Below are 26,427 nucleotides of genomic sequence, written 5' to 3'. Positions count from 1 at the left end.
CGTGTCAACGCTCCGCAGAAATGAAGGAGCGTTGGCATTTTTTTATGGCAGCAGGCTGTCCGGCAGCTGATGGCAAAATGCTGCAGCATAATCCTACTTAACCGACAGGAAGGAAAGACGATGGAATTACAAGAACGATTAGAAGATTTAAAAAATTCAACACAAGCCAAGCTGGCAAAAATGCGCGGTGATAATGCTAAGGAATTGCAGGAACTGCGCGTTCAGGTTTTAGGGAAAAAGGGCTCTTTGACGGAACTCTTGCAGGGGCTGAAAGAATTATCTGCTGAGGCTCGTCCGATTGTCGGCAAGCAGGTAAATGAAGTCCGCGATGTGCTGACAAAAGCCTTTGAAGAGCAGGCTAAAATAATTGAGGCGGCTAAAATTCAGGCTCAGTTAGAATCTGAAAGTCTGGATGTTACGCTTCCGGGGCGGCAGATTAAACTGGGGAGCCGGCATATTCTCAGTCAGATCAGTGAAGAAATTGAAGATATTTTCTTAGGTATGGGCTATCAGATTGTTGATGGTCTTGAGGTTGAAGAAGACTATTATAATTTTGAACGCATGAACCTGCCCAAAGACCATCCGGCACGTGATATGCAGGATACCTTCTATATCAGTCAGGATATCCTGCTGCGGACCCATACCAGTCCTGTTCAGGCTAGGACACTGGACAGCCATGATTTTTCCGAGGGACCGCTGAAGATGATCTCGCCTGGCCGGGTTTTTCGCCGGGATACTGATGATGCGACCCATTCGCACCAGTTTCATCAAATTGAAGGGCTGGTTGTCGGTGAACAAATTTCAATGGGAGATTTAAAGGGAACATTAGAATTAATCAGCCAAAAAATGTTTGGACAGGATCGCCGTATTCGGCTGCGTCCGTCTTATTTCCCTTTTACCGAACCCTCAGTTGAGGTAGATGTCTCCTGTTTTAAGTGCGGGGGAGAGGGCTGCAATGTTTGTAAGAAAACGGGCTGGATTGAAATTCTCGGCGCTGGTATGGTCCATCCGTCTGTACTGGAAATGAGCGGTGTGGATGCTGAGAAATATTCAGGGTTTGCTTTTGGTCTGGGGCAGGAGCGGATTGCTATGCTGCGCTACGGTATCAATGATATCCGCGATTTTTACCAAGGAGATATCCGTTTCATCCAGCAGTTTAAGTAGGGCAGTTGTCTGTTTTAGCAAATGGCAGGTTCAGACAGATTTGATCAAACAGAGCCTGTCTTAAAACGACTAAGAGCGGATTTATATAATAAGTGTCCTATGTTTCCACCGGATCGGTCAGTGAAAGAGCTGCAAAACTGCAGTGGATGCAACCGGTTAAAACAGACCTTGTGAGGTGTAAGATGATTGAAATAAATAAAGTCAGTCCGGAGAAACTGCCTTTATTGCAGGAAATAGCGATTGAAACCTTCTGTCAAACCTTTGCGTTTGATAACAGTCCGGAACAGCTTCAAGCCTTTTTTAATCAGGCCTACAGCCTGCCGGTCTTGCAGGAAGAGCTTCAAAGTCATGAATCTGATACGTATTTTCTTCTGCTTGACGGTCAGGAGGCTGGTTTTTTAAAGGTGAACTGGGGATCAGCTCAGACTGAGCAAATTCTGCCTTCAGCTTTTGAAATTCAGCGTCTCTATATTTTACGGAAATTTCAAGGTCGGGGATTAGGAAAAAAACTCTTTGAGTTCGCACTTGAGCTGGCTCAGGCTTCCGGCTGCGACTGGGCATGGCTGGGGGTCTGGGAAAAGAATCTAAAAGCCCAGTCTTTATATGCTAAGTATGGTTTTGTCAAATTTTCTGAGCATCTGTTTGCAGTTGGGGATAAGCTGGATAAAGACTGGTTATTGAAAAAAGCGTTAAAATAAAAAGAAAGTCAGGTTATTATGTTAGTTAGTTATAAATGGTTGCAGGAACTTGTTGATTTAGATGTGACAGCCCTTGAACTTTCAGATAAAATGTCGGTGACAGGCATTGAAGTAGAAGGTGTTACAAGCCCAGCCGCAGGTCTTAAGAAAATTGTGGTTGGCGAAGTTATCAGCTGTGAAAAGGTGCCAGAGACTCATCTTTACCGCTGTCAGGTCAATGTCGGAGAAGATGAACTGCGCCAGATTGTCTGCGGTGCACCCAATATTAAAGCCGGTATTAAGGTCATTGTAGCTCTTCCCGGTGCCCGTATTGCTGACAACTATAAAATTAAAAAGGGCAAGATTCGCGGCATGGAATCCTTAGGGATGATTTGTTCCCTTCAAGAATTGGGGATTTCTGCTTCTGTTGTCCCCAAAGCTTATGCTGACGGTATTTATTATCTGCCGGATGATGCTGTTCCCGGAAGCAGTGTTTTCCCTTATTTAGACTGGGACGACGAGATTATCGAATTGGCCATCACACCTAACCGGGCAGATGCTCTGTCTATGCGCGGTGTCGCTCACGAAGTGGCAGCCATTTATAACAAGAAAGTTCATTTTCCAGAAAAAAGACTGATTGAAACAGAAAAAAAGGCAGCAGATCTGATTGAGGTTGCTATTGAATCTGATAAGGTCTTAAGCTATCAGGCGCGGGTAGTTGAAAATGTAACAGTCGCCCCCAGCCCTCAGTGGCTGCAAAATCTGCTGATGAATGCAGGTATCCGTCCAATTAATAATATTGTTGATATTACAAATTATATCCTGCTTTATTTTGGCCAGCCCATGCATGCCTTTGACTTGGATACATTCAAAGGCAGAGAAATTGTAGCGCGTGATGCACGTGACGGTGAGAGTTTGGTGACTTTGGACGGTCAAAAACGTGAATTAGTCTCTGATGATATTGTCATCTCTGTAGCTGACCAGGCAGTTGCACTTGGCGGTGTGATGGGAGGACTTTCTACCGAAATTAATCAGCAGTCAAAACGTCTTGTTCTTGAAGCGGCTGTTTTTGATGCTGGAGCGGTTCGGAAAACAGGGAGCCGGCTGAATCTGCGTTCGGAATCTTCCGCTCGGTTTGAAAAAGGGGTTAATTATGCCACTGTTGCAGAAGCCCTTGACTTTGCTGCAGCTATGCTGGCAGAGATTGCAGGCGGGGCAGTGCTTAAGGGCCGTGTTGAAGCAGGCTTTCTTCCGACAGATACGGTAGCCGTTTCCAGCAGTCTTGGCTATGTTAATGTTCGCTTGGGAACAGAACTGACCTTCAGAGATATTGAAGCTATCTTTGACCAGCTTGGTTTTGCTGTGAGCGGCGGTGCAGAGGCCTTTACGGTAGCTGTTCCTAGACGTCGCTGGGATATTAGGATTCAAGCTGATTTAGTAGAAGAAATCGCTCGTATTTACGGCTATGATAAACTGCCTACGACCTTACCGGAAACAGCCGGAACGCTTGGAGAGCTGACACAAGTGCAGAAACTGCGCCGCAAGGTACGGACGATTGCCGAAGGAGCCGGCTTATCAGAAATTATCTCTTATGCCTTGACAAGACCTGATAAGGCTCTGGAATTCACTGTTCAGCCCAGTCAGCTGACAGAACTGATGTGGCCGATGAGTACAGAGCGATCTGCTCTGCGGCAGAATATGGTTGCCGGAATGCTTGATACAATCGCCTATAATGCGGCTCGTAAAAATACCGATATTGCTGTTTATGAGATTGGCAAGATCTTTGAACAAACCGGCAGTCCTAAGGAAGAGCTGCCAAAGGAGGTCGACAGATTTGCAGTGGCGGTCTCTGGTTTAGTTGCTCAAAAAGATTTTCAAACACCCACTCTTCCTGTTGATTTCTTTTATATAAAAGGAATCATTGAAACACTGGCCGATAAACTGGGCCTTCATTTCGATTTTGCAGCCAGCAAGGCGCTCAGCAGTATGCATCCCGGCCGTACAGCCTTGATTTTATTAGATGGTCAGACAATAGGCTATTTAGGTCAGGTTCATCCGCGTACCGCTAAAGCCTATGAAATCCCGGAAACCTATGTGGCTGAATTGAGTTTAAACGCTCTTTCGGCTAAAATTCAGCCCGCTAAAGTCTTCCAAGAGATAGTCAAATTTCCAAGTGTTTCACGGGACATTGCGCTTTTACTGGATAAAACCGTCAGCCATAAAGAAGTGCTTGAGACGATTGCATCAGCAAATATCAAATATTTATCGGCAGTAAAACTCTTTGATGTCTATGAGGGGAACCATATTGAAAAGGATAAGAAATCGATGGCCTACAATCTGACTTTCCAAAATCCTGCAGCAAATCTAACCGATGATGATGTTGCCAAATATATGGAAAAAATCACAGGAGCCCTGACTGAGCGTATCGGTGCAGAGATTCGCTAAAATAAACCCTGCAAAACAAGACTGCGGTAAAAGAAACAGTGCTAACCGCTTTTTCAGCAGCTGAGAAATGAAAAAAGATTGGGTGCTCCCAATCTTTTTTTTACAAGCTACAAGACTCAAAACAAAAAGACGGAAAGTCCGAAATCTGTGATTTCGCAGACGCCCCTCTGCCAGAACAACCAGAAGGGAGGAGTCATCATTTAAGGCGGCAAAACCTACAGAGGTCAGTGAAGCAGAGTTTCAAATCCATAGATTTTAATTTCTGAGTGCGGAGTGAGAGCACCTAGGGGAGCCGCTCCCAAAGCCTTATGCTATTTAGCTGTTAGAGGCGGCTGTTGGTCTAAGCGGTCTTCTATATTGTAAGGCTTTCGGTGCTGAAATGCTCAGCTGCCCTGTAGAGTTTTTCTGACTAGCCCTAGCTAAAACAAAGCAGTCAGGCTGTCTTTTTGATATAATAAAAAGACAGGAAAACCTTAAATTTCACCTTTTATAAGAGATAGGGCCGAAATTGGCTGTCTCTTTATTTGACTTCTGTTCTTAAATGAGATTGTTTCAGTGATTTTCAGATTTTGTTTGGCGACAGTAATATATCTGTTTATTCTTTTAAGCCGCATCCTGTCTTAAACGAGAGTTAGGCAGGTTTCAAGAACAAAACAGATATCAGGGCAAAGGAGTATTATGCAGCTGCTTTATACAGATATTCAATATAATATAACAGACATTCTGGCACAAAAGGCCTATGCTTTTTCGGAAGAAGGGAAGCGTGTTTTTTACATTGCCCCCAGCTCGCTGTCTTTTGAAAAAGAAAGAGCTGTTTTGCAGGTTTTGCCTGCTCAGGCCTCCTTTGCTATTACAGTAACACGTTTTGTGCAAATGGCTCGTTATTTTACTTTAAATGACTATAAACCCCAGCAGGCACTTGATGATACGGGCCTGTCTATGCTGTTTTACCGCGCCTTAACGGCCTTTGCGCCGGAAGATTTGAAAGTTTACAGCGGTTTACGGCAGGATCCTAATTTTATCCGGCAGCTGGTGGAACTGTATCAAGAATTAAAGACAGCTAACTTAGCAGCTGCAGATTTAAGAGATTTGGATTCACCGGAGAAAGAGGAGGATTTACGGAAGATTTTAACAGCTGCTGAAGATCTTTTGGAACTTGGCGGCTATAGCAATCAAAGTCCTCTGGCTTATTTTGCCCAAAAAGTGGAGTCTGGGATTGTAGATGAAAGTCTGAAGAACACTGTGCTGATTATAGATGGCTTTACTCGTTTTTCTGCAGAAGAAGAGCACTTAATTGAACTCTTGCATGGTAAATGCGCTGATATTGTTATTGGAACTTATATCAGCCAAAAGGCCTATAGAGCCTCATTTACAGCCGGCAATGTGTACGAAGCCAGTCTGAGTTTTTTGGCTGCCTTAGCTGAGAAATTTCAGGCTGAGCCAGCTTATACTGAAGGACCTGCTAAAGGACTGGACAGCTTAGCTCGTCTTTCCCGTCTCTTTGAGGCAAAGCATGATTTTACCGAAAGTCCTTTTTCTGTTTTAAATGAGGAAGATAAACAGCATGTCAGCATTTGGCAGGCTGTTAACCAAAAAGAAGAGGTTGAGCATCTGGCTCTGGCTATCCGGCAGAAATTATCTGAGGGTTACCGCTACAAAGATATTTCTGTGCTGCTGGGTGATGTCGATGCTTACCGCTTACAGCTGGGCAAGATTTTCGATAAATATGAAATCCCATATTATTTTGGCAAGGCAGAGACCATGAGCAGCCACCCGCTTGTTCGCTTTATTGAATCTTTAGAACGCCTTAAACGTTATAATTGGCGAACAGAAGATATGATTAATCTGCTTCAGTCGAGACTTTTCGGAACTTTGAGTCAGGAGGCTTCCGATAAATTTGTTCAGTATCTTCTCTATGCGGATATTAAAGGGCAGGCCAGATTTACCAAAGATTTCACCAGCAATAATCAGGGGAAGTACTCTTTAGCTGCTTTAAATGCAATGCGGCAGCAGCTTACTGCGCCTTTGCAGACCTTTTTCAAAAGTCAGAAGCAGCAGGGAAAATCGCTCCTGAAAAAATTTCTGTCTTTGCTGGATACTGCCCATTTTACTGATAATTTTACGAAACTGACGATTGATTTACCTCAAGCAGAAGCTGAACAGCATGAGCAGGTCTGGCAGACTTTTACTAAGATCTTAGAGCAGTTTCAGACTGTTTTCGGTCAGGAAAAACTCAGCCTAGCGGAATTTTTGACACTGTTGAAAAGTGGTATACTGACTGCCCAGTACCGTTTAGTGCCGGCAACTCTTGATGTGGTTCATGTTAAATCTTATGACTTAATTGAGCCCCACAGCAACAGGTTTGTCTTTGCCTTGGGCATGACCCGGACAAATTTTCCTAAAATGTCCCGTAATTTCAGTCTTATTTCAGATGAAGAAAGAGGAAGAGTTAATGCGGCTGCGCCGGAAGGCCGGCATTTTGCCATTGTCAGTCAGGAAAATATGAAGAAAAACCATTTTCTTGCCTTGTCGCTTTTTGCAGCGGCTCAGCAGGAATTGGTCCTCAGTATGCCGCAGATTTTAAATGAAGCTGCAGATGACATATCGCCTTACCTGCTTGAGTTAGCGGAAATGGGTGTCCCAATTGTGGAAAAAGGACCGGCAGAGCAGTTAACCGGTCCGTTTGCTATTAGCTATCATAAAAAAGTTCTGTCCAGTCTGCTTGGCTTTGACAACATTTTGATTAAGGAAGATCTTCTTGAGAAAACGCCTTCCTTCTGGTCAGAAGCCGCACAGTACATACAGAGCCAGCTGAATCAGGATAATCTGACTCTTCCAGAACCGCTTCATCATCTGAGCACTAAGACGGTTGCTGATGAAGTGATGCGGCTGCGTTTTCCTGACAATCAGCCGCTTAATTTATCAGCGTCAGCTTTGACTGTTTTTTATACTAATCAGTATAAATACTTCTTACAGTATGTGCTAGGACTGCAGGAGCAGGACAGCATTCACCCTGATGTGCGCTATCATGGCACTTACCTGCACAAAGTTTTTGAACTGCTGATGCAGGACAAATCAGACCGTTCTTTTGACCAAAAATTAGAAGAGGCGCTGACAGTCGTTAACCAAGATAAACGTTTCCGGGATGTTTATGAAGAAAATGCGGAGAGCCGTTATATTTTGACTGTTTTAGAAGACATTGCCAAAAGCACAGGTGCTGTATTGGCACAAATCAGTCCTTTCAGCGTTCAAAGCCAGGAGCAGAACTTTAGTTTTACACTGGACAGACAGGTTACTGTTCAGGGCATCATTGACCGAATTGATGCTCTGGCAGACGGGAGCCTTGGGATTGTGGATTATAAGTCCAGTAGAAATTCTTTTGATATCGGCCGTTTTTATAATGGTTTGAGTCCTCAGCTGGTCACTTATCTGGCAGCTTTATATGATAATCAGCAGCTAGCAGCAGGTCAGTCTGTTTTTGGAGCTATGTACCTGCAAATGCAGGAACCTCAGATTGATTTGAACAAGGTGAAAGCTATTGGCGGTATTGTGGGAGAACTGCATAAGGAATTAACCTACAGAGGCCTTTTTTTAGATAGTGAAAGTGAAAAACTTCCTAAAAATCTCTACCACCTGCATCAGTCTCTTTACAGTCAATCAGAGTTAGCTCTTTTGCTTCAGTATAATAAATCCTTATATCTTAAAGCTGCTGACCGAATCCGGCAAGGCAAGTTTCTCATTAATCCTTACAGTGAGGACGGCCGCACCGTTCAGGGCGATCAGCTCAAGGCAATTACACGTTTCAGTGCTGATCAGGATTTAGGATATGCCAGACGGCTTCTGAAATTACCGCAGAAAGAAAAGCGGGAAGGATTTCTGAAATTAATGCGAGATGAAAAGGATAAAGAAGAGAAGAAATAGACGCTGCCCCATGTTAATGGGCCGGCTTAGTTACCGTCAGCCCTAAACGCTGCGGGAAAAAGATGGCCTGACTTAGAATCTGGTGATTCGTCAGTCAGTCCCCTATTTTCCTTTTGCGTTCTTAACGGGCTTTGTATCTTGTGTGTAAAAGGAGGGGGAATGTCTTTTAAGTCATTTTTGACAGATCAGGAGATTAAAGAGCTGCAGCTTAGGGAAGCTCAGTCTCAGCGCAGTCAAAAGCGTACAGCTGAGCAGATTGAGGCTATTTATACACAAGGCAGCAATATTCTTGTTTCTGCTTCTGCAGGTTCCGGAAAAACATTCGTAATGGTTGAGAGGATTATCAGCCAAATTTTATGCGGGATAAGTGTGGATCGTTTATTTATTTCCACTTTTACAGTAAAAGCTGCCGGAGAACTGAAAGAACGTTTGGAAAAAAAACTGAGAGAAGCCTTGCAGGAAACAGATGATAAGGCGCTTAAACAGTATTTGAGTGAGCAGCTTTCCAGTCTTCCTGTTGCTGATATTGGAACAATGGATGCTTTTACTCAGCAAATTCTTAATCGCTATGGCTATATATTGGGGATTGCACCTAACTATCGGATTATACAGGATAAAAGCGAGCAGGATATTCTTAAAGATGAAGTCTTCAGCGATCTCTTCAGCGACTACAGCCGAGGCAGGCAGGCTCATCTTTTCCGTAAATTAGTTAAAAATTTCTCCGGCTATCGTAAAGATCTGCAGGCCTTTAAACAGGTTGTCTATCAGATTCATGCTTTCAGTCAGTCGACCAGTAATCCTAAGAAATGGCTGCAGGACGTCTTTTTAAAAGGGGCTCAGACTTATACCGATACTGATTCTGTCCCCGAACTGTTTATCAGCAATTTGCTTGCTGCGATGCAGGAAGCTGCAGACAGTCTGCGAGATGTGACAGAATTAGAAGATTATAAAAAGTATACGAGCAAAGGAAAGTTGACTGCGGCCTATCAAAAGCATCTCCGTATTATAGAACATCTATCGAATGGGGCTCTGCATTTTGCTGAGAATTACGGCAGGGGCAGTCTGCCTGATTTTATAGGCGATGTTACTGACCTCCTTCCTGCCGGTTCTGCCGTAACAGTTGCCGGCAGAAAGTACCCGGTTTTTAAGGAATTGCACAGCCGACTGAACAGTTTTCGGCACTTGGAGACTGTCTTAAGTTATCAAGCTGAAAGTCTGCCTTTGCTGGAATTGTTACAGGCTTTTGTCCTTGATTTTTCTCAGCAGTATCTGCAGGCTAAAATTCAGGAAAGTGTTTTTGAGTTTACTGATATTGCCCATTTTGCTATTGCTATTTTGGAAGAAAATGAAACGATTCGCCGTGCTTATCAGGATAACTATTATGAAGTCATGGTGGATGAATATCAAGATACCAATCATATGCAGGAGCGGCTGCTGGAGCTCTTATCTAATGGTTGCAACCGTTTTATGGTAGGAGATATGAAACAGTCTATCTATCGATTTCGGCAGGCTGATCCCCAAATTTTTAATCAAAAATTTAAGGAGTTTCAGGAAAATCCGGACACAGGGCGTCTCATTATTTTAAAAGAGAACTTCCGCAGCCATGTAACCGTTTTAGACTCTGTTAACAGCCTTTTTAGCCATCTGATGGATGAACAGATCGGTGATATTCTTTATGATAAAAACCACAAATTGGTTGCCGGCAGCGCAGGACAGCAGCTTTCACGTCCGCAGAATGAGACAGAATTTTTGATTTATGATACAGACAGTCAAACACAAGCAGAAGAAGAGCTGTCAGATGATTTGATAAGTCCCGGAGAAGTTAAATTGGTTGCTCAGGAAATTATCCGTCTGCATAATGAGCAAGGGGTTGCTTTTGAAGATATCAGTCTGCTGGTTGCTGCCAGAACACGCAATGATGATATTGTGCAGACCTTTAACAAATTTGGTATTCCTTTGGTTGCTGACGGCGGAGAGCAGAATTATTTGAAATCTGTCGAAGTGATGGTGATGCTGGACACCTTGCGCAGTATTGACAACCCGCTTAATGACTATGCCCTAGTCGCTCTTTTGCGTTCCCCAATGTTTGCCTTCGATGAGGACGAATTGGCACGTCTGTCCTTACAGACACTCAAGGACGGACAGCAGCAGAATTTCTATGAAAAAATTGAAAATGTTTCCGGCAGGCGCGGTCAGCATATGGAGCTTATTTACCCTGAACTGCAGATGAAAGTGGAAGCTTTTCTCAAAGTCTTTCGCAGCTGGCGCGATTTTGCCGGACTGCATCTGCTCTATGATTTAATCTGGAAAATCTATAATGATTGTTTTTACTATGATTATGTCGCTTCTTATCCAAACGGCAGGCAGGCTCAGGCCAATTTATATGCCTTGGCTTTGCGTGCTGACCAGTTTGAAAAAAATGGTTTTAAAGGTTTGTCCCGCTTTATCACAATGATTGATAAAATTTTGGAGACAGATAATGATTTGGCTGATGTCGAAGTCGCGGCTCCTAAACATGCTGTGAATTTGATGACAATCCACAAGAGTAAAGGGCTGGAATTCAAATATGTTTTTCTGCTCAATATGGACAAAAAATTCAGTCCGGCTGATTCCCGCTCCCCTATTATACTCAGCCGTCAAAATGGGGCTGGTATCAAATATACTGCAGACATGAAGCAAGAGTTAGAAGAAAACAGTTTGCCCTCTGTCAGAGTTCGCATGGAAACGTTACCTTATCAAATCAATCAGCAGGAACTGAAACTCGCAGCACTGTCAGAACAAATGCGGCTTCTCTATGTCGCGATGACTCGGGCAGAGCAGAAACTTTATTTGGTCGGCAAGGGCAGTCAGGAAAAATGGGACAGCCGCTGGTCAGCTGACAGCCCTCAAGGACAGTTTTTACCAGTGTCTGATCGCGAACAGGCCAAAAGTTTTCAGGACTGGGTTCTTGCTGTTCAGGCAGCCTACAGTCAAGAAGATCTGCATCTGAAAATACGATTTGTAACAGATGAGGATTTAAAAACGGAGCCGATTGGAAGGCTTCAAAAACCATCTTCAGATCTCATCTCGAAAAAGGCAAAAAGCACCCGACTTGAAGAGCTGCAGCAAGCTCTAGCCATGTTAGAAACCGTTGAACAATTAAACGAGCGCTATGAAGCTGCCATTACACTGCCGACAGTTCGGACACCGAGTCAGATTAAAAAACTTTATGAGCCGGTCTTGGACAGAGAAGGAGTGGCTGTGGCTGACAGTCTTTACCAAACCTCTCCTACATTTAAGCTCCCCGATTTTTCACAGCGGCAGAAGGCAGATGCTGCTGCGCTTGGGTCTGCTGTTCACGAACTCCTGCAGCGCCTGCCTCTTTCTAAAAAAGTCACAATGTCCGATATGACGGCTGCTATGGCAGAATTAAATGTCGATCAGGCGGTAAAGGACAGTATTCAAGTTGATAAAATTTTAACCTTCTTTGAACAGACAGAACTTGGTCAGCTTATCCAAAAAAATGCCGATAAGGTGCACAGAGAAGCTCCGTTTGCTATGCTTAAAGATGATCCAGCCAGTCAAGAAAAGTTTGTTGTCCGCGGAATTATTGACGGCTATATCCTTTTATCAGACCGTCTGGTGCTCTTTGATTACAAAACCGATAAATTCACAAATCCGCAGACCATTAAGCAGCGCTACCAAGGCCAGATGGCTCTGTATGCAGAGGCCTTAAGCCGATCCTACAGCATGGAATGTGTTGATCAATATTTGGTTTTGCTGGGCGGAGAAAAATTGGAGGTTCTTAAACTCTGATTTTAAGGTTGAGCAGCCTGAATTGAACAGGCCCTAAACGCTGTGTAAAAAAGATATATCTCAGTTTAGAATTGATTTCGAGTTAGCTAGTCATTCTGGCAGAGGTGCGCCGACGAAACCGAAGATTTCTGGCTTACCGTCATTTTTACTTTGCGTTTTTAACGGGCTTTGTATCTTGTTTAAAGGAGGTTTGGGATGGCTGTCTATAAAAGTGCCTTAAGCCGTAAACTCTCACATGACCTGTATGATTATCAGCTGCCCCTTCTTAGCAGCCGCATAACAGGACTACAGTATCTCTACATCGTACGGCCGAACGCATGTTATTGAAACGGGCAATATTTCAGGCCGGCCGCTTCTGTTTTTTCACGGCGGAAACATGTCAGCTGCTTTTAATCTCCTGCTGCAGGAGAATTTATTCTCGGACTTTCATATCTATTCTGTCGATATTATAGGCCAGCCCGGAAAAAGCTGTTTTAGAAATGCCTTCAGCTATTAATAATAAAATGAGCGGTGCTCTTTTTCAAATGGCTCTGCCCCTAAGCTTGTACCAGTTTACAAAAAAAGACAGCTATCTTAAAAAAGCTGCTCATATCATGACTCAGAGCAGCTTTTCAAAGAATGAAGCCTTTTTGGCTTCTTTGAAAGATAGTTTTGACCATGTCAAAATAAAAATCAAAATGCCGCCAAATACCAGTAAAGCTGTCTTAAAAGTCTATAAGGCTCCGGTTCTGGTCATTGCAGCTGAGAAGGACTGTTTTTTCCCAAGTCAATACATCCTTGCTCAGGCAAAAATTCTTCTCCCCCACTGTAATTGCTATGAACTGAAAAACAGAGGACATCTTCATGATTTGACGGATACAGAAAAGAAGATGCTGATTCGTTTCTTGCAAAACTCCTGACACTTGTTTTAATAAAAAAGACTGAGATAGTTCTCCATAATTGCTTGGCAATCATGGAGAACTGTCTCAGTTTTTTCTTTTAAGTAAGCCGCAAAACTGAGTTTTGTCTCTTAAGCTCAGCAGCAATCCTGTTTAAGTCCAGAATTTTTCAGCAATTTCTTGACCTTGCCTGATTTTAGCCCATTGCTGCGGGATAGCCAGCTCATTTCCAGAATCGCAGGAAGCAAAACCGCATTGATGCGAAAGCAGGAGCCGTTCTTTAGGCAAGATTTGGCTGGCTTCTTCGAGCAGACGCAAAGCGCGTTCCTCGTCATCTAAATCAGTCGTTTTACTGGAAAGCAGACCCAAAACCACTTCAGCATCTGAATCTTTAAGGGACGCAAGAGCTTTCAAATCACCGGAAACATCGCTGTCCCATTCCAAAAAGAAGCGGTCATAATGCTGATCATGCAGGAATTTCTCTGCTATCGCCTCATAGCTTCCGCCTGAAGCAGAACGGCTTTCATAATTGCCGCGGCAATTGTGGGTCCAAACCTTAAGTCCTAATTGGTGCCCGAAGTCGACTACTTCATTATTGATTTGGATAAATTCATCAGCCAAATCCGTTAAAGCAGCATTGCCGTCTGCAAAAAAGCTTGTTGGATTACTTTGGTCAAACAGTTCCCACAAACAGTCATCAAATTGGATAATTTCGCCTCCTGCTGCCTTATATTCTGTTAAAAACTCTTTATAAGCTTTGATTAATCCTTTTTTGAGAGCTTCATTGCTTTCATAAACTTGGCCAGGTCCAGCCAAACCATCAAAAATGGCCAATTCTGTATAAGCATGAGCCGGCCCCCAGACAGTCAGCTTAGTATCAGTCTCTCCGGCTTCAGCTTTGAGCAATTTGTAAATATCCAGAAAATGGTGATTCTTGCCCGAGAGCGGTTCTGTAATGCGGATGCCGATATCCTTTCGTGTTTCGTATTGGCCTCCGTCATGATCCTTAAAAGTATAGCCATGATCTGCGATATAGCGCTCAATACCTTTTAACCCCCAGATAAAATCCAGATGCCACATCGATTTAGAATACTCACCGTCAGTCAGTATATCAATACCGTTTTCTTTTTGCTGGGCAATAACAGCCTGAATAGCCGCTTTTTCAGTTTCCTGATAACCGGTAAAATGGTCATAAAAAGGGTAGGTAATATCATCCCGCTTTTCAATAGCCGTCTTATAGCGGCGGAGCTCAGACGGCCTCAGAAGAGACCCTACCAGTTGAAATTTCGATTGACTCATAATGAACACCTCAATCCTATAATATGTTGCTACCATTTTAACGAAAGAAAGCCTGTTTGAAAAATAGTTAAATTTACAAAGGAGGTATAGTTTAAAACTATATCTTAAAACTCAGATGCTTTTGTTCATATCCTATGTTAAAATAAAGTAAAGACTGCAATAGATTTTTAAAGAGTCTTTGGTATCTTGGTGAACTGAACACGCCCTAAGCTCTTTGCAAAAAAGAGACGCAGTCGTAGGAAGCGTAAGCTGACATACGAATGTGGCTGCTCTGTGAGTATAGCCTTCCCTAGAGTCTTTAGTGACTCCTCGGTCAGGCTCCTATTTTTGCTGTAAGCTTTTCACGGGCTTTCTATCTTAATGGAACTCAACACGGCTAAACTCTTATATTTTGTGGGAGGGAAATATGCGCGATAATCATTTACACACTCATTTTTCTTACGATTCAGATGCAAATTTTCGTGATTATTTGGAACATTATAATGGTGAAATTGTAACGACTGAGCATTATGACTTATCCAATCCTTACAGCCAGCAAGATGATATCCCTGATTATGAAGCCTATTCTAAGGAAATAGAGGAACTTAAGCGACGCTATGGCAACCGTATCAGGCGGGGCATTGAGATTGGCTATTATCAGCCTCGTGAAGCCGATATTCTGGCGTATTTGGCTGATAAGGACTACGATTTAAAGCTTCTCTCAGTTCATCACAATGGCATTAATGATTATCTTGATGATGAAGTAGCCCTTATGGACAGACCTACTGTTATCCAAGATTATTTGGACCGACTGGAATATGCCATTGGCCGTGTAGAAGCAGATGTGTTAGCCCATTTTGACTATGGTTTTCGTCTGTTTGATATCTCAGCTGAAGAACTAAAAGCCTATGAAATCCAGCTCTGCCGCATTTTCCAAAAGATGATTGACTGCGGTTTAGCTTTTGAGCTGAACGCTAAAAGCATGTATCTTTACCATCACGAGCCTCTCTACCGCTACGCGCTGGGGCTGCTTAAAAAAATGGGCTGTGACAGATATTCTGTCGGTTCAGACGGGCACCGTCTGGAGCACTTTAGACTGCACTTCTCAGACATTCAAAAGATATTGGACGAATACGGTATCTCCGCTGATCAGTTAATTGGAGATGAGACATGCAGCTGATTTTTTTACACGGACTGGGACAGAATCAAAAAGTCTGGCAGCCGGTTATTCAGGCTCTGCCCAACTATCAGACTATAACTGTTAATTTATTTGCTGATGAGGGACTGCCGACTGATTTTTATCAAATAGAAAACAGACTGAAGCAGGAACTGGAGCAAAAAAAGGATCAGGATATTATTTTAATTGGCCTGTCACTAGGAGCCGTTTTGGCACTTGCTATGCTTAAATACAATCTGCCTAATCTAAAAGGCCTGGTACTTATTGCCGGTCAGTATAAGCTGAAAAGTAATTGTTTTTATCAGCTGCAGCGCTTAATTTTTAAAGTCATGCCTGCTTTTATTCTGAAAAAACAAGGAATGGATAAGAAAGGTCTTAATTCATTTTACAGCAGTTTGTCAGATTTTGATCTCAGTCGGGAGCTGACAGAAACCAAACTCCCAGTCCAGATTATCTGCGGGGAGAAAGATACCTTCAATTTGCCGGCAGCTAAAGCCATGTCAGCCTTGCCGGAAGATGCTGACCTTGCACTTATACCTCAGGGCGGTCATGAGCTCAACCGTGACTGCCCCGAGGAATTAGCGGTGATTATCAGAAAGTTTCTCAAACAGATAAAAGAGAGTGGGACAGTTGACTAGGAAGGTCGCTATCCTTTGCTTGACAAGGAATGAGAACTTCCAATCAACCACTGCGTCAAACGCATATGTCTAATAAAACTAAAACGAGGCAGGACACTGTTGTCCTAGCCTCTTAATTTGTTCTTTTGATAAAGCCTAAACGCTGCGGGGGAAAAGACGCAGTCGTAGGAAGCTGACCTAGGAATGTGACTGCTCTGTGAACTATGTCCTGATTTAGAATCTGGCGATTCCTCAGTCAGTCCCCTATTTTCCTTTTATGTTCTTAACGGGCTTTGTATCTTGATGAATTGAACACGGCCTAAGAGCTGTGCAAAAAAGACAGCCTGTCCTAGAGCCCTATGGCTCTTCGTCCAGTCTTCTATTTTTGCTTTGCTCTTTTGACGGCCTTTGTATCTTGTTTTTATATGTCTGTATAGGTCAGTCCTAGTGATTGGGCGACTGCTTTGTTGGTGACTTTACCTCGGTAAATATTGAGTCCTGTGCGCAGCGGACGGCTTTCAGCCAGAGCTTTGTCAGCGCCTTTGTTGGCCAACTCCAGTGCATAGCCCAGCGTAACATTTGTCAGTGCCAGAGTAGAAGTTCTGGCTACAGCACCGGGCATATTGGCTACAGCATAGTGCACCACTCCGTCTACAAGGTAGGTCGGCTGATCATGTGTGGTTACGCGGTCAGCTGTTTCGATAATTCCGCCCTGATCGACAGCAACATCAATGACAACTGACCCTGGCTTCATTTGGGCAATCATCTCTTTTGTTACCAGTTTTGGTGCTCTGGCTCCCGGAATGAGAACGGCTCCGATAAGAAGGTCAGCTTCTTTTACACTGTCCTCAATATTGAGTGCATTGGACATCAAAGTCTGGACTTTACCGCCAAACTGCGCATCTAATTGGGCCAGACGCTGAGGATTGACATCAAGGATAGTGACATCTCCTCCGAGCCCGACAGCCATTTGGGCGGCATTAACACCGACATTTCCTCCGCCGATGATAACGACACGGCCTTTTTTCACCCCAGGAACGCCGCCTAAAAGAATACCGGATCCGCCTTCAATTTTTGTCAAAAACTGTGCACCGAGTTGGGTTGCCATGCGGCCGGCCACTTCACTCATAGGATTGAGGAGAGGCAGGGTTCCATGATCTTCAACCGTTTCATAGCCGATCGCAATGACTCCTCCGTCAATAAGAGCCTGAGTCAGCTCAGGAGCAGGAGCTAAATGCAAGTAAGTAAAAAGGAGAAGTCCGGGACGGAAGTAGGCATACTCGCTTGCCAGCGGTTCTTTGACTTTCAGCACCATTTCAGCCTGCCAAACGTCTTGGGCCTTATCTTTGATGACAGCTCCCTGCGCTTCATACTGTGCATCTGTAAAACCTGAACCGCTGCCGGCGTCTTTTTCAATCCAAACATCGTGACCGTCTTGTTTGAAGGCCAAAACTCCCGCAGGTGTAATAGCCACACGGTTTTCATTATTCTTAATTTCTTTAGGTATACCGATAATCATAAGTGTAACCCCTTTCATTATATGCTAATATTTTCGCACAAAGATTTTGGCTAGTCAAGAAAAAGTCTGAATTTTCATTCTGCTGTTGCGATAGAAAACTGATAAATAAAAGAAAGACAAAAAATTTTACAATTAGTTAACAGTTTATCTGACAGTAAAGAGTAACAGTGTTTTTTTTGCTTTAAAAAGAATAAAACTGTAAAATAAAGAGAAAAGAATCTCTTTTTGTTATAATGAAAAAAACGAAAAAATCATGGTATGGAAAGGAAGTCTGATGTCCAATAATTCCCATATTATTGAATACAAGTTGACCAAACAAACAAAAGAAGCTTTAGAAACAGCGGCTGAACTGGTTAAAGCAGATAAGAGAGAGCTGATGACGTCGCAGGATTTACTGTCCGCTTTGGCTTCGACTGTTGATTCAGGAGCTAATTATGCTTTGGGGCGCTATTCAATTACAAAAACCAAAATTCTAAAAGAAATTGAAGCGGCTGATTTAGTAAAGGAGCGGATGGAAATCGTTCTGGATGAGCGTGACGATTATTTAAGCAATCCAGAGCGGCGTCGGCGGCAGCTCCGGGCAAGATGGCTGAAAGCTAATCCGGTGCAATTCCTGCAGGAAGCAGCAACGCAGACGCGAGTTAAGTATGCCCAGGATCTCTTTCTGAGTGAGAATGTTAAACAAATCCTTGAGTTCGCTGAAGAGATGCGCTTTCAGAATGTCCCGGAAGGCGGTATTGACAGTTACTGGATACTGATAGGCATGGTGCAGGATGAAACCTCCAATGCCTGTCAGGTTATCGAAAAATTAATGCTGAAATATGACCCCCATCTGATGCTGTCACTGGAAGATATTCAGTCCCGTTTTTCGGTTCGTGAGGGCTATTACCATTGGAGTGACTTTCGTGATGGACGTGCTGAAGAAGAACAGCAAAAAAGAGAGGCGGAGTCAGAACAGATCTCTCATAAACTGGATAATCCCGATTATTCTATCTTAGAGGATATTGCTACAGATCTGACAGAAAAAGCGGAAAAAGGCCTGCTGCAGCCGGTTATCGGTCGTGAAAAAGAACTTAAGAATATTGAAGTGGCCCTGGTTCGGCGGGATAAAAACAATGTCGCCCTTTTGGGTGAAGGCGGTGTTGGGAAATCAGCCATTGTTGAAGGCTTAGCGATAAAAATCGTCAATCAGGAAATCCCTTCGCTAAAGGGGAAAAAAATTCTGCAGTTCAGTCTTAAAGATTTAAATGCAGCTCTTCGCTGGGAATATAATCGAGGTGTTTTGAGATTTATTGACGAGATGGCGCGGGAGAAAAATGTTATCCTGTTTATTGATGAAATTCATATGCTGTGGGAAGGAAAATCTCTGACAGATTCCTTAAAGCCAGTTATGGCCCGCAGTGATTTCCGGATTATCGGCGCTACCACTCCCAGAGAGTGGCAGGATTACATTGCGCGTGATTCTGCCTTAGTTCGGCGATTTGAAAAAATAATGGTTGCCGAGCCGTCACTTGAAGATACTCAAAAAATAATCAAAGCCTTAATTCCGGTTTACGAAAATCATTATAACCTGCGCTATAGCCAAGGAGCTATCAGCGGAGCTGTTAAACTGGCCAAGCGCTACTTGCTGCAGGAAAGGTTGCCTGACAGCGCCTTTACCGTTATTGACAATGCCGGTGCTCTGGTCAGTATTGAGGGCGGGACAGTTTCAAAGGCTAATCAGGCTTATGATGCCAAGCTAAAGAGATTAAAGAATAAGCTAAAACAGCTTCAAGCGGTAGAATTTCCTGACAGGGAACAGATTGACAAAGTGCGGCAAAAAATGTCAGACCTTCAGGCAGATTTTCAAAAATCAAGAAACAAAATGACCTCCAATCCTCAAAACAATCTGCGGGTCGGTGTCAAAGATGTTAAAAAAGCGGTAGCTTTAAAAACAGGCATTCCCCTTAAAGATATCAAGGTATCCACAAAAGAAGCAGACAGAGCCGATTCACTGGACAGACTGAAACGGCTGCCGGAACGTCTTTCCAAAAAAATTATTGGTCAGTCAGAAGCGATTGATGCCATTTCAAGAGCCGTTATTCGTTCAAAAACCGGCTTTCGCAATCCCCACCGTCCGGTCGGTGTTTATCTGTTTTTAGGGACGACCGGTGTTGGTAAAACAGAAACAGCCAAGACACTGGCAGCCGAGATGTTTGGCCAGCACAATCGCATGATTCGTATTGATATGTCGGAGTTTCAGGAAGAGCACACAGTATCTAAACTGATTGGCGCACCGCCCGGCTATGTCGGTTTTGAAGGCGGCGGACAGCTGACCAACAAAGTGCGTCAAGAACCTTATTCGGTGATTTTATTCGATGAAATTGAAAAAGCTCATCCGAAAATTTTTGACATTCTGCTGCAAGTCTTTGATGACGGCATCTTGACCGATGGCAATGGGGTGACGACCGATTTTAAAGAGACTATTATTGTTATGACCTCTAATTTAGGCATGGGAGACAGTCAGCAGACCTCAGGAATCGGTTTTGGCCAGTTGGCTTCACAGCTGGATTATGACTACATTAATAATAATGCTCAGTCTGCCATAAAAAGTTATTTTCGGCCCGAATTTTTAAACCGTATTGATGAAATTGTCACCTTCAAGCCTTTTGATGAGCAGGCGCTCTTTGAGATTGCCAAACTCCTCTTAAAAGAAGAGGAAGCTCTCATTGCTGACCAAGGGATTGACGCTTGTTTTGATGAAAAAGCTGCAGCCTTTATTGCCCGCACCTGCTCAGATCCTATTAACGGTGCCAGACCGCTGAAACGCGGTATTACTCGCTTGATCGAGGATAAACTCTCCACTATGCTGATTAATGGTGACATCAAGCGAGGAGACCGCATTCTTATTACAGCTGACAAAGAAATCCAAGTCTTGAAACAAGAAAACAAGAGAAGTCGTTCTTAAAACCTGCTCAATTGCAGCTATTGCACCCCTATTTTTGACCCTGTCAGTAAACAGCTGTCGAAACTGCCAGCAGCTATTTCGGCAGTTGTTACAGATAATAGCAAAGAGCAGACTTTCCGAAAAACAAAGACAATCCTTAGCGCTTGTGGGGTTTCGGCTGAAAAAAACTACAAAGAAGCTTATGGGACAGGTAAAGGCTTTGATGAATTCTGGAATGAAAAGCTTCAGGCTTATTCCAATAATGGCGCGGGAAATGCGGATTTTACCCATCAGTCTATCACTATGGCCACCCATCTAAATCCAGCATTTTTCCAATTATCTGATCTTTACGGCGGTCGGGAGAATGTTAAAGATTTATCCGGCTGGGAAGGTGATACCACCTATAATGCTAACGATATGACTCCCAGTATCGGTGAAGATGACTATAAGGCTGACTTGGATGCCGTTAATATTGCCGGCCGGATAGAACAAGGGCAGTCTTATGATAAGGCTATGTCGTCCTACTATAGGGATGTGGCGAAAGATGATACTGTAAGGGAAAAAGAATTTCTTCAAAACGAGGACTGGTGTGAAGTCAAACAAACGATATACAGCAGTCTGGTTCCGACAGATATTCTGATAGCAGGTGAGACAGAAAGCAGGGCCTATATTGCCGAGCATTACAGCGATGTTTCACAGTTTTTGGATCGTTTAGAAGCGGCCGCTAAATAGCAAAGAGGCTTATAAATGAAAAAAACAATCTTAATGACAGCTCTTGTTTTGATGGTTCTCTCAGCGGGGCTCTACTATCACTATATGAGACAGCCGCAAAATATATTTGACGAAATGTATCAAGAAACAAAAAAGACTTACCGCAGTCATAATATTTTGGAGGATATTGAAGGTTTCGATATCAGAGGTTCTTGGCCGAGTGATGATCCCAACATTGCGCGAGCACCATTCGGAACATATAGTGAAGAAACCACGTTTAATGGGTATTCTGATATTGCTATCAGTTTTAATTTTCAAAGTGATGCTAAGCTTATTTTTCTTGCTTTTGAAAAGGACATCAATTCTAAGATTAGAGTAAGAATATGGGGATTATATACTCATAAAGATAGAACATTGAAAAAATTTGTTAAAATAGCTCTAAAACAAGGAGACTCTAACAAATATATTGATAAAGCCTCACAAGTCAGGAAATATTTGGCTGACTATGGCATCACGGCAGCCGATTTGGACCGTTACTATGATGAGATTATCAACCAGAAAGTGCTGACTGACTGGTGTGCGATCTATAACAGTAACTATTCTCCTGCTGATTATGGCCATGTCAAGGTCATGACAGAGTGGGAGAAGTGGTAAAGATGCCTGTATAAACAGACACAAGCGATGTGAGAGTGCAAAGAGGCTTATAAATGAAAAAAGCAATCTTAATGACAGCTCTTGTTTTGATGATTCTCTCAGCAGGGCTTTGCTATCACTATATGAGACAGCCGCAAATATATTTGACGAAATGTATCAAGAAACGAAAAAGACTTACCGCAGTCATAATATTTTGGAGGATATTGAAGGTTTCGATATCAGAGGTTCTTGGCCGAGTGATGGAGAATATTCTAAATATACTCCTTTTGGAAGATACAATGAAAAAAGTTTACCAAATAAGTATACTGAAATAAGGGTCGGTTTTAATTTTGAAAGGCGGTACCGTACAATGTCCATTTCTTTTAAAAGAGAAATAGGAACAGGTGTAGAAATATGGGTTTTTAGCAAATATATCGCAAAGTCAAAAACATTTGAAAAAAAAGTTCAAATCATCAAGCAAGGTGACCCTGACAAATATATTGATAAAGCCTCACAAGTCAAGAAATATTTGGCTGACTACGGCATCACGGCAGCCGATTTGGACCGTTACTATGATGAGATTATCAACCAGAAAGTTCTGACTGACTGGTGTGCAATCTATGACAGTAACTATTCTCCTGCTGATTATGGCCATGTCAAGGTCATGACAGAGTGGGAGAAGTGGTAATGATGCCTGTATAAACAGACACAAGCGATGTGAGAGTGCAAAGAGGCTTACAAATGAAAAAAACAATCTTAATGACAGCTCTTGTTTTGATGGTTCTCTCAGCGGGGCTCTACTATCACTATATGAGACAGCCGCAAAATATATTTGACGAAATGTATCAAGAAACGAAAAAAAGCTATAAAAATAAAAATATTTTTAGCAGTTTGAATGGTGTAGATGTACGAAAATATCAAGAGTACGATGATTCTCATTTTTACTCTGATATTGTATACAGTAATAAATACCTTCCCGATACTTATAAAAATGTCGAATTAATTTTTCATTTTACTCAAGATACTAGGACAGTTTTTCTTTCTTTTGAAAAAGAGCTGGCACCAGATATACGAATTTGGATTTTTGGCAGATATTCTTTGAAAGAAAAAAGATTCCGAAAAAGTGTTCAAATCATCAAACAAGGTGACCCTGACAAATATATTGATAAAGCCTCACAAGTCAAGAAATATTTGGCTGACTATGGCATCACGGCAGCCGATTTGGACCGTTACTATGATGAGATTATCAATCAAAAAGTGCTGACTGACTGGTGTGCGATCTATGACAGTAACTATTCTCCTGCTGATTATGGTCATGTCAAGGTCGTGACAGAGTGGGAGAAGTGGTGAAGAGATGTATTTGAAGCAGTAAAGAATACAACTAAGACAGAGAAAGGTTAATTAAAATAAGAGCCCCCGGAAAGCCAGATTGTTCTGATTCTCCGGGGGCTCTTATTTGATTTAAAGATAGTTAATATTAGTGTGCGACACGCTTGCGTGCTGCTTTCTTACGGTTTTCTTCAATGAAAGCTGCTTTTTCCTCTTCAGGGTCAATAATAGTCTTTTTCACTGCAAAAACAGCACCGGCAACAGTAGCCGCAGTCGTTAGCACTCCGGTAGCAAGACCTTTAGCAAATGCAAATTTTTTAGCCATAGTAATGTCTCCTTTTGTTTATGAGTTTAGGCCAACCTAAAAGCCCCCCTCATTGTGTTATAATATATACTAGCGAAAAAAAACGGAAATAGCAAGTGAAAAGTTTTTTAGCTGCTGCGTAAAAATTAAAAGGAGTAAAGGAAAATGTCAGAAAAACTGCTGGCCATTGTTGGTCCTACAGCAGTGGGAAAAACAGCTCTGGGAATTAAATTGGCCCAAGCCTTTAAAGGGGAAATCATCAGCGGCGACAGCCAGCAGGTTTACCGTCAGCTCGATGTCGGAACAGCCAAGGCCAGCCCTCAAGAGCAGGCACAGGTTCGGCACCACTTGCTTGATGTGCGTGATGTTACACAGACCTATTCGGCCTATGACTTTGTCAGGGAGGCTCAAACTGCGGTCAGAGATATAGTAAAACGCGGAAAAATTCCTTTTATTGTCGGCGGGACAGGACTTTACATTCAAAGTTTCCTTGAAGGCTACCACTTGGGCGGTTCTCTTAATCAAACAGCCCTTTTGACTTACCGTAAAGAGCTGGAAAGCTTATCTGATGCTGCTCTCTTTGCAAAAATAGCTGAACAGAAACTGACTGTCCCTCAGCTTAATCGCAGGCGGGCTATCCGTGCTCTGGAATTAAAGCGTTTTGGACAGAAACAGCTGCAAAATAAACCGGCTGACTACGATGTCCTGCTCATCGGTTTAAATACCGATAGGGCAGAACTTTATCGCCGTATTAATCAGCGGGTGGATGATATGCTGGAGAGGGGGCTGCTGACGGAGGCTCAGTGGCTTTATGATAATTACCCGCATGTCCAGGCCAGCCGAGCCATTGCTTATAAGGAATTCTTTTCTTATTTTGCCGGAGAAGAGAGTCTGGAGCAGGCAGTCGATAAACTTAAAACAAACAGCCGCCGTTTCGCTAAACGCCAGCTGACTTGGTTTAGAAACAGAATGCAGGTGCCTTTTTATGATTTATCTGTCCCTGGTACTGAAGCTAAAATTAACCAAATTGTAACAGATTTTTTAGAAAGCTGATGATAGAGACTGATAACCTTTTTCAGTCTTTTTTGCTTGTGATTTTGGTAGCTGAGAGTCTTCTTTTCGCTGTGTTTTATGGTATAATATAAGCTGTCACAAAGGCTGGAAAAGAGGTGTGAAATGCTTGCAACAGCGCCGAAACAGGAACGTGTACTGCTCTTTGGTGTAGAGCTGCCGGAATCGCGTCATTTTGCTGCCTCTATGAATGAATTAGCCAGACTTGCTCAGACTGCAGGGGCCCATGTGGCAGCCAGAAGCAGCCAAAAGCGTTCTCAGTATGACAGCAGGTTTCTGCTTGGTTCTGGGAAATTAGCTGATTTACAGTCCATAATCAAGGCAAAGCATATTGACACATTGATTGTTAATAACCGGCTCAGTCCCAGACAGCATAATAATTTAGAATCAGCCCTTAACCTGAAGGTTCTTGACCGGATGCAGCTGATTTTAGATATTTTTGCCTTACATGCCCGGAGTTATGAAGGCAAGCTTCAGGTTCAGCTGGCACAGCTGGATTATTTGCTGCCCAGACTGACTGGGAAAGGTGCCTTTCTAAGTCGGCAGGCTGGGGGAATTGGCAGCCGCGGGCCGGGAGAAAGTCAATTAGAGCTTAACCGCCGTCTGATTCGCAGCCAAATGACAACGATTAAACGAGAACTCCGAAAAATCAGCCAAAACCGGCAGCTTCTTCGGGAGGAGCGCTTAGGAGCTGATACCTTTAAAATCGGTTTAGTCGGTTATACAAATGCCGGTAAATCAACCATTATGAATCTTTTAACCAGAGGAGACGAATATGTTGCTGACAGTTTATTTGCCACTTTGGATTCCTCAACAAAACAGCTCTATCTGCAAGGACAGTTTCAGGCAACTTTGACGGATACTGTCGGTTTTATTCAGGATTTGCCGACAGAACTCATTGCAGCTTTTAAGTCAACCTTGGAAGAAAGCCGGCATGTCAATATGCTTCTGCATGTTATTGATGCCAGTGATCCGCAGCATGAGAGGCAGGAGAGTCTTGTTTTAAAGCTGTTGGAAGAATTAGATATGATGAGTATTCCGCGCTTGACGGTCTATAATAAAATCGACTTAGCTGAACACTTCAGTCCCACTCTTTTTCCCTATATCCAGCTTTCAGCAAGGGAACAAAAGAGCAAGAAAAAACTGCAGCAGCAGCTCATAGCAGAAATCAAAAAACAGTTCACAGTTTTTGATTTGAACCTTTCTGCTGATCGTCATGGCAAGCTTTACGAGCTGGGGAAATATGCTCTTTTGAACTATGGGTCTGCCGATAGCAGCGGCTCTCAAACAGTCCGCGCCTATATTGCCCCAGAAAATAAATGGAGATTAGAAGACTTTTATGACTGACTATATTGCTTTAGGCCTGAAATACGGAGGGTTTACACAGCTGGACCGCATTTACTTGAACAATGTGCTGTCTCGCTTTTCGTCTCATCAGGAAAAAATGGCTTTTATTACGCCTCCGCCCAGTGTTATCAACGCCTATTTTGCGGAAATCTACCAAAAACAGTCTCCACAAGCGGCTACTGGCTATTATTTTGAATTGTCAAAGGCCTTAGGTTTGCTGACAGACAGCCCCTCTTTTAAAGAAGAAAAGCCTTTTGTCCGTCTGAATTTATCGGGGAAGTCTTACGGTTTTGTTTATGAAAACGAAGCAGAACAGGCCCTTGTTTTTTCGGAAAAGTCAGAGAAGATAACCGAATCACTCCTTTTTGAATTAGCACAGATTTTTCCCCAGTACAGCATTTATTGTGATGCCGGCCAAATCAAGATGGCCCCCCTTGCTTTTTCAGAGACTGTCTGCAGAGACTTGACCCCTCAGTCCAGCCAGCTCAGCCAGATATCAGAGCTGGCAGATAAGGTGATTAAACTGACCGGCTTTAATCAAGAAGAACTTTTAGAGTTGGCAGCTCCTTTTTCAGGACAAAGATACTATGGCTTTGCTCAGCATCAAGCCATTATTTATATCAAAAAATAGAAAG

The 26,427-nt window shown here is 43.0% G+C and carries 18 protein-coding genes and 1 pseudogene; 16 read left to right on the top strand and 3 right to left on the bottom strand.

Translation table 11 applies throughout. From position 1 onward, the window contains the following. Positions 1 to 120 precede the first annotated feature (120 nt). From pheS to A0O21_RS10645, 6 genes are all read left to right on the top strand, one after another. Positions 121 to 1,164: a phenylalanine--tRNA ligase subunit alpha gene (gene pheS / locus A0O21_RS06010; RefSeq protein WP_067062826.1), complete on the top strand. Its 1,044-nt coding sequence runs from the start codon at positions 121 to 123 to the stop codon at positions 1,162 to 1,164. 182 nt (positions 1,165 to 1,346) lie between these two features. After that, positions 1,347 to 1,862 carry a GNAT family N-acetyltransferase gene (locus tag A0O21_RS10740; RefSeq protein ID WP_067065179.1) on the top strand — a complete coding sequence of 172 codons (516 nt, stop codon included), beginning with the start codon at positions 1,347 to 1,349 and terminating at the stop codon, positions 1,860 to 1,862. An 18-nt stretch (positions 1,863 to 1,880) separates the two neighbouring features. Then, the gene (pheT, locus tag A0O21_RS06000) at positions 1,881 to 4,286 is read left to right on the top strand and encodes a phenylalanine--tRNA ligase subunit beta (protein WP_067062821.1); all 2,406 of its coding nucleotides are present in this window, start codon (positions 1,881 to 1,883) and stop codon (positions 4,284 to 4,286) included. A 678-nt stretch (positions 4,287 to 4,964) separates the two neighbouring features. Next, positions 4,965 to 8,207 carry an ATP-dependent nuclease subunit B gene (gene rexB / locus A0O21_RS05995; protein WP_067062818.1) on the top strand — a complete coding sequence of 1,081 codons (3,243 nt, stop codon included), beginning with the start codon at positions 4,965 to 4,967 and terminating at the stop codon, positions 8,205 to 8,207. A 159-nt stretch (positions 8,208 to 8,366) separates the two neighbouring features. Beyond that, entirely contained in the window at positions 8,367 to 12,002 is a 3,636-nt protein-coding gene (addA, locus tag A0O21_RS05990) for a helicase-exonuclease AddAB subunit AddA (protein WP_067062813.1), read from the top strand. A gap of 479 nt (positions 12,003 to 12,481) precedes the next feature. After that, complete coding sequence (locus A0O21_RS10645; protein WP_082854422.1) at positions 12,482 to 12,901, top strand: alpha/beta fold hydrolase; 420 nt, start codon at positions 12,482 to 12,484, stop codon at positions 12,899 to 12,901. A 132-nt stretch (positions 12,902 to 13,033) separates the two neighbouring features. Here A0O21_RS10645 and A0O21_RS11195 read toward each other — a convergent pair whose 3' ends face one another. Next, positions 13,034 to 14,179, bottom strand: coding sequence for a cobalamin-independent methionine synthase II family protein (locus A0O21_RS11195; RefSeq protein WP_067062808.1), 1,146 nt, complete (start codon positions 14,177 to 14,179; stop codon positions 13,034 to 13,036). A 406-nt stretch (positions 14,180 to 14,585) separates the two neighbouring features. On the opposite strand from A0O21_RS11195, the gene A0O21_RS05975 reads away from it, so the two are divergent. Next, positions 14,586 to 15,338: a PHP domain-containing protein gene (locus A0O21_RS05975; RefSeq protein ID WP_067062804.1), complete on the top strand. Its 753-nt coding sequence runs from the start codon at positions 14,586 to 14,588 to the stop codon at positions 15,336 to 15,338. Further along, on the top strand, positions 15,329 to 15,973 hold the full coding sequence (locus tag A0O21_RS05970) for an alpha/beta fold hydrolase (protein WP_067062800.1): 645 nt from the start codon (positions 15,329 to 15,331) through the stop codon (positions 15,971 to 15,973). Before A0O21_RS05975 ends, A0O21_RS05970 begins: the two co-directional genes overlap by 10 nt. Before the next feature lie 400 nt (positions 15,974 to 16,373). Here A0O21_RS05970 and ald read toward each other — a convergent pair whose 3' ends face one another. After that, positions 16,374 to 17,471 carry an alanine dehydrogenase gene (gene ald / locus A0O21_RS05965; protein WP_067062797.1) on the bottom strand — a complete coding sequence of 366 codons (1,098 nt, stop codon included), beginning with the start codon at positions 17,469 to 17,471 and terminating at the stop codon, positions 16,374 to 16,376. A 253-nt stretch (positions 17,472 to 17,724) separates the two neighbouring features. Between ald and A0O21_RS05960 the strand changes: the two genes are divergently transcribed. The 5 genes and pseudogenes from A0O21_RS05960 (at position 17,725) to A0O21_RS05940 (ending at position 23,091) form a co-directional block, all read left to right on the top strand. Next, positions 17,725 to 20,418 (top strand): AAA family ATPase, encoded by a 2,694-nt coding sequence (locus A0O21_RS05960; RefSeq protein WP_067062792.1) that lies wholly within the window; start codon positions 17,725 to 17,727, stop codon positions 20,416 to 20,418. Positions 20,419 to 20,574: 156 nt separating this feature from the next. Beyond that, positions 20,575 to 21,129, top strand: a pseudogene (locus tag A0O21_RS05955) (T7SS effector LXG polymorphic toxin); the annotation flags it as partial. 15 nt (positions 21,130 to 21,144) lie between these two features. Further along, positions 21,145 to 21,762, top strand: coding sequence for a TipC family immunity protein (locus A0O21_RS05950; RefSeq protein WP_067062784.1), 618 nt, complete (start codon positions 21,145 to 21,147; stop codon positions 21,760 to 21,762). Between the two features lie 151 nt (positions 21,763 to 21,913). Continuing rightward, positions 21,914 to 22,429: a TipC family immunity protein gene (locus A0O21_RS05945; RefSeq protein WP_335740065.1), complete on the top strand. Its 516-nt coding sequence runs from the start codon at positions 21,914 to 21,916 to the stop codon at positions 22,427 to 22,429. 53 nt (positions 22,430 to 22,482) lie between these two features. Then, complete coding sequence (locus A0O21_RS05940) at positions 22,483 to 23,091, top strand: TipC family immunity protein (protein ID WP_067062781.1); 609 nt, start codon at positions 22,483 to 22,485, stop codon at positions 23,089 to 23,091. 127 nt (positions 23,092 to 23,218) lie between these two features. Here the strand turns inward: A0O21_RS05940 and A0O21_RS05935 are convergent, their stop codons facing one another. Next, a complete protein-coding gene (locus A0O21_RS05935) occupies positions 23,219 to 23,395 on the bottom strand; it encodes a DUF3042 family protein (RefSeq protein ID WP_067062780.1) in 177 nt (58 codons plus the stop codon). A gap of 144 nt (positions 23,396 to 23,539) precedes the next feature. On the opposite strand from A0O21_RS05935, the gene miaA reads away from it, so the two are divergent. From miaA to A0O21_RS05920, 3 genes are all read left to right on the top strand, one after another. Next, complete coding sequence (gene miaA, locus A0O21_RS05930; protein ID WP_067062779.1) at positions 23,540 to 24,427, top strand: tRNA (adenosine(37)-N6)-dimethylallyltransferase MiaA; 888 nt, start codon at positions 23,540 to 23,542, stop codon at positions 24,425 to 24,427. Between the two features lie 123 nt (positions 24,428 to 24,550). Then, complete coding sequence (gene hflX / locus A0O21_RS05925) at positions 24,551 to 25,792, top strand: GTPase HflX (RefSeq protein ID WP_067062773.1); 1,242 nt, start codon at positions 24,551 to 24,553, stop codon at positions 25,790 to 25,792. After that, positions 25,785 to 26,423 (top strand): cystathionine beta-lyase, encoded by a 639-nt coding sequence (locus tag A0O21_RS05920; RefSeq protein WP_067062768.1) that lies wholly within the window; start codon positions 25,785 to 25,787, stop codon positions 26,421 to 26,423. The genes hflX and A0O21_RS05920 overlap by 8 nt, the downstream gene beginning before the upstream one ends. Positions 26,424 to 26,427 lie beyond the last annotated feature (4 nt).

Origin of the sequence: Streptococcus pantholopis (assembly GCF_001642085.1) — a bacterium.
Classification (GTDB): Bacteria; Bacillota; Bacilli; order Lactobacillales; family Streptococcaceae; genus Streptococcus; species Streptococcus pantholopis.
The sequence above is the reverse complement of the archived record's forward strand: the minus strand, read 5'-3'. Positions and strand labels throughout refer to the sequence as shown.

Bases quoted from the DNA above. Each gene is read 5' to 3' on its own strand.
- pheS (WP_067062826.1), top strand. From the start codon at position 121: ATGGAATTACAAGAACGATTAGAAGATTTAAAAAATTCAACACAAGCC.
- A0O21_RS10740 (WP_067065179.1), top strand. From the start codon at position 1,347: ATGATTGAAATAAATAAAGTCAGTCCGGAGAAACTGCCTTTATTGCAG.
- pheT (WP_067062821.1), top strand. From the start codon at position 1,881: ATGTTAGTTAGTTATAAATGGTTGCAGGAACTTGTTGATTTAGATGTG.
- rexB (WP_067062818.1), top strand. From the start codon at position 4,965: ATGCAGCTGCTTTATACAGATATTCAATATAATATAACAGACATTCTG.
- addA (WP_067062813.1), top strand. From the start codon at position 8,367: ATGTCTTTTAAGTCATTTTTGACAGATCAGGAGATTAAAGAGCTGCAG.
- A0O21_RS10645 (WP_082854422.1), top strand. From the start codon at position 12,482: ATGCCTTCAGCTATTAATAATAAAATGAGCGGTGCTCTTTTTCAAATG.
- A0O21_RS11195 (WP_067062808.1), bottom strand. From the start codon at position 14,179: ATGAGTCAATCGAAATTTCAACTGGTAGGGTCTCTTCTGAGGCCGTCT.
- A0O21_RS05975 (WP_067062804.1), top strand. From the start codon at position 14,586: ATGCGCGATAATCATTTACACACTCATTTTTCTTACGATTCAGATGCA.
- A0O21_RS05970 (WP_067062800.1), top strand. From the start codon at position 15,329: ATGCAGCTGATTTTTTTACACGGACTGGGACAGAATCAAAAAGTCTGG.
- ald (WP_067062797.1), bottom strand. From the start codon at position 17,471: ATGATTATCGGTATACCTAAAGAAATTAAGAATAATGAAAACCGTGTG.
- A0O21_RS05960 (WP_067062792.1), top strand. From the start codon at position 17,725: ATGGTATGGAAAGGAAGTCTGATGTCCAATAATTCCCATATTATTGAA.
- A0O21_RS05950 (WP_067062784.1), top strand. From the start codon at position 21,145: ATGAAAAAAACAATCTTAATGACAGCTCTTGTTTTGATGGTTCTCTCA.
- A0O21_RS05945 (WP_335740065.1), top strand. From the start codon at position 21,914: ATGTATCAAGAAACGAAAAAGACTTACCGCAGTCATAATATTTTGGAG.
- A0O21_RS05940 (WP_067062781.1), top strand. From the start codon at position 22,483: ATGAAAAAAACAATCTTAATGACAGCTCTTGTTTTGATGGTTCTCTCA.
- A0O21_RS05935 (WP_067062780.1), bottom strand. From the start codon at position 23,395: ATGGCTAAAAAATTTGCATTTGCTAAAGGTCTTGCTACCGGAGTGCTA.
- miaA (WP_067062779.1), top strand. From the start codon at position 23,540: ATGTCAGAAAAACTGCTGGCCATTGTTGGTCCTACAGCAGTGGGAAAA.
- hflX (WP_067062773.1), top strand. From the start codon at position 24,551: ATGCTTGCAACAGCGCCGAAACAGGAACGTGTACTGCTCTTTGGTGTA.
- A0O21_RS05920 (WP_067062768.1), top strand. From the start codon at position 25,785: ATGACTGACTATATTGCTTTAGGCCTGAAATACGGAGGGTTTACACAG.